Source organism: Gallibacterium genomosp. 1, from assembly GCF_000771875.1.
In the GTDB taxonomy this organism is placed as follows: Bacteria; Pseudomonadota; Gammaproteobacteria; order Enterobacterales; family Pasteurellaceae; genus Gallibacterium.
Genome location: NZ_JPXX01000048.1, coordinates 1 through 3,909 on the forward strand (window position 1 = coordinate 1; position 3,909 = coordinate 3,909).

The 3,909-nt window shown below is 39.7% G+C and carries 3 protein-coding genes; all 3 read left to right on the forward strand.

The features are described 5' to 3' along the window. Positions 1–1,652, forward strand: a 1,652-nt coding sequence (locus tag JP36_RS11035) for a type I restriction-modification system subunit M (RefSeq protein WP_039174695.1), incomplete at its 5' end; no start/stop codon positions are given. A 10-nt stretch (positions 1,653–1,662) separates the two neighbouring features. Further along, positions 1,663–2,928, forward strand: coding sequence for a restriction endonuclease subunit S (locus JP36_RS11660; protein WP_039174697.1), 1,266 nt, complete (start codon positions 1,663–1,665; stop codon positions 2,926–2,928). Next, entirely contained in the window at positions 2,925–3,728 is an 804-nt protein-coding gene (locus JP36_RS11045) for a hypothetical protein (RefSeq protein WP_039174699.1), read from the forward strand. Before JP36_RS11660 ends, JP36_RS11045 begins: the two co-directional genes overlap by 4 nt. Positions 3,729–3,909: the final 181 nt, after the last annotated feature.

The following is a 3,909-nucleotide window of genomic DNA, read 5'->3' on the forward strand; positions in this document are numbered from 1 at the left end:
GCCAGCCAGCCAGCCAGCAGGATTGTAGTGCCAGCCTCGCACAACAGCAAGCGTTTTTAAACGATTTAGATGCCCGTTTATGGGCAGCGGCGGATAAGTTAAGAAACCAGCTCGACGCTGCCAACTACAAACACATCGTTCTCGGTTTTATCTTCTTAAAATACATCTCCGACAGCTTCACCACCTTTCGTGAAAAGCTCCAAGCCCAGCTGCAAGATCCCGAAAATCCTCTTTATCTTGACCCCAACGACTATTCCCCCGAAGACTACCAAGCCTTGCTCCACAGCGAAATGGAACTGCAAGACAACTACACCGCTGAAAACATCTTTTGGGTGCCAGAACAAGCCCGTTGGGAAAACATCAAAAACACCGCCATTCTCAACAAAGGCACAGCCTTGCCTTGGGGCGGTAGCTTTCGTGGCGTTGCCAGCCTGATTGATGACGCATTCACCGCCATCGAAAAAGAAAACCCCAAACTCAAAGGCATCATTCAACGCATCTCAGGCTTTGATGTGGAAGAACAAACCCTCATCGGCTTAGTCAATCTCTTTTCGGATACAAATTTCAGCCGGCCTACCCTCAACGGGCAGCCCATCTCAATGGCAGCGAAAGACATCTTAGGCCACGTTTACGAATACTTTCTCGGACAATTTGCCCTCGCCGAAGGCAAAAAAGGCGGGCAATATTTCACCCCAAAATCCATCGTTAGCCTCATTGTCGAAATGCTCGAACCCTATCAAGGGCGAATTTACGACCCCGCAATGGGTTCAGGTGGCTTCTTTGTGCAAACCGAAAAATTCATCGCCGCCCATCAAGGCAACATCAACAACGTTTCCATTTACGGGCAAGAATTTAACCCCACCACCTGGAAACTCGCCGCAATGAATATGGCGATTCGTGGTATTGAATTTGACTTCGGCAAAGGCAACGCCGACAGCTTCCGCAACCCACAGCACCTCGACAAAAAAATGGATTTTGTGATGGCAAACCCACCTTTCAATATGAGCGACTGGTGGAGCGAAGCCCTGCAAAACGACCCACGCTGGCAATACGGCACACCACCACAAGGCAACGCCAACTTCGCGTGGCTACAACATATGCTTTACCACCTCAGCCCACAAGGGCGAATGGCATTGCTGCTCGCCAACGGTTCAATGAGCAGCCAAACCAGCGGCGAGGGCGAAATCCGCCAAAAACTCATCGAAGCCGACCTTGTCGAAGCCATGGTCGCCTTACCAGGGCAACTGTTCACCAACACCCAAATCCCTGCCTGCATTTGGTTGCTAAACAAAGCCAAAGCCCGCAAAGGCGAAGTGCTGTTTATCGATGCCCGCGAAATCGGCTATATGAAAGACCGCACGTTACGCGACTTCACCGCCGAAGACATCGCCCACCTCGCCAACACCTACCACGCTTGGCAAAAGGATCAGGGCTACCAAAACCAAGCAGGCTACTGCTACACCGCCAGCCTTGAAGAAATCCGCCAAAACGACTTTGTCCTCACCCCTGGGCGTTATGTCGGCACAGCAGAACAACAAGACGACGGCATACCCTTCGCCGAAAAAATGCAAAAACTCACCGCACTTTTAAATGAACAGTTTGCACAAGGGCGAGCGTTGGAAGAAGAGATTAGAAAGAGTTTGGGGATTTAGGAGAAATTTTATGAAAACGTTAGAACATTTCCTAAAATTTAAAAATGGTAAAAGCTCTCCAGCTCGAATTGAAGATGGATTGTATCCTGTTTTCGGATCTAACGGTATTATTGGATATTCAAATCAATATAATACTAGTTCTAATACCATAATCATAGGAAGAGTTGGCTCATATTGCGGGAGCATCTATTTTTCAAAACAAAAGTGCTGGGTTACAGATAACGCAATTATTGTCAATGCTAAATCATTAGATGATGATAAATTTTGGTATTATTTTCTAAAAAATCTTAATTTAAATAATTTAAAGGTAGGCTCTGGACAGCCATTATTAAATCAACTAATTCTAAAATCTATACCTGTTCCATTAGAATTAAATGTAGAGACAAGAAAAAATATTAGCAATACTATATCTATCTTTGATCAAAAAATAGAACTCAACACCCAAACCAACCAAACCCTAGAGCAAATCGCACAGGCGATTTTCAAGCATTGGTTTATCGACTTCGCCCCCGTACACGCCAAAGCCAACGCCTTAGCCTCAGGGGCAAGCCCAGAACAAGCCGAACTTGCCACAATGGCAAGCCTGAGCGGAAAAACCCTTGCAGAAATCACCGCACTTCAACACACCGCCCCCGAAGCCTATCACCAACTCCAACAAACCGCAAGGGTTTTCCCTAGCGAGTTTGTGGAAAGTGAAGTGGGATTAGTGCCGAAGGGGTGGGAGGTGAAGCCACTTATTGATCAATTTGATTTTCTTGGAGGATCTCAGCCCCCTAAATCAGAACATATTTATGAAGAAAAAGAAGGCTATATTCGATTTATTCAAAATCGAGATTATGCAAATGAAAATCACAAAACTTACATTCCGATATCCAAGAAAAATAAAATTTGTAATGAAACCGATATTTTAATGGACAAATATGGCGAAGCTGGAAAAGTAAGATTTGGAATTTCGGGAGCTTATAATGTTGCCTTGGCAAAGATTGAGCCTAAAAATATTTTATTTAAAGAATTTCTTCGTTGGTATTTTATGCAAGAAAAAACACAAGAGTTTTTATTTTCATCATCACTTGCCTCAACAAGAAGCTCTTTAAATTCAAAAACATTTATTGGTATGAATATTCTTGTTCCTACCAATAATGTACTTTCTAAATTTAATGATATTTCTGATAACTATATTCAGCATACATTAAATTTAAGAAGAGAGAACCGCACTTTATCCGAAGTGCGGGATTTGTTATTACCCAAATTACTTAATGGAGAAATTGCATTATGAATCTCGAAAACAAAAAAGCGAATAGAATATATGATGAATTAGAATTTTCAAGAGGACTTTTAGGTTATGGATTAAATGCTATACGAAAAGCCAATATACAATATAAATATTTATACCCAATTGCATTTTCATCTCTAGGTCTAGGTTTAGAGAGAATGGGAAAAATTTGTATTACTTTAGATTATTATATTAAAAATGGAGTTTTTCCTAATGAGAAAAAAATAAAAGACTATGGACATAACTTAACAAAGGTATTTCAGAGCATCGAAAATCTCTATCCTAACTATTGTGAGAAACATAGCCCACTATCTGAAATTCATAATAAAATCATTAAAGAACTAGATGAGTTTGCAAAAGGATCTGGAACTAGATATAGCAATATTAACTTTATTACTTCTGAAGTAGATAATAACCCAATAAAAAATTGGTATATAAATATTGACGAATATATTTTAGAAAAATTTATTACTAATAGCAGAAAGAAATATCTAGAAGAGCAAGCCAAAATAATTTCGATGTTTTTTTCTAATACTATCACTACATTTCACTCTGAATTAGATGAAATTATAACCAGTCATAATGAATTATTTAATAATATATATCTCTCTCAAGAAGTTGTGGGCTATAGAGCATTATTTCTTATTCAAATAATTGAATATATTTTTGATTTCCTTACAACAATTAACCATAGGCTTGACAGAGAATATTATTTAGATGATCTCAATAGACTTTTTAGTGTAATTACTTATGGCTCTAACTATCAAAAAAGAAGAAGAAAGAACTTTGAACGTCAATATTAATATATTACTACATAACAAGACCAAACACGCAGATTCGCCCCTACATAGTAAGGCATTTAATGAAATAAAAAACAGGGTAAAAAATGAGGCATAAAAACCACCCACTTTATCTTTCGAAAAATAAAAGATAAGCGAAAAGATGTAGAGGTATAAGATAAAATCTTAAATCTCCCCTAGCCCC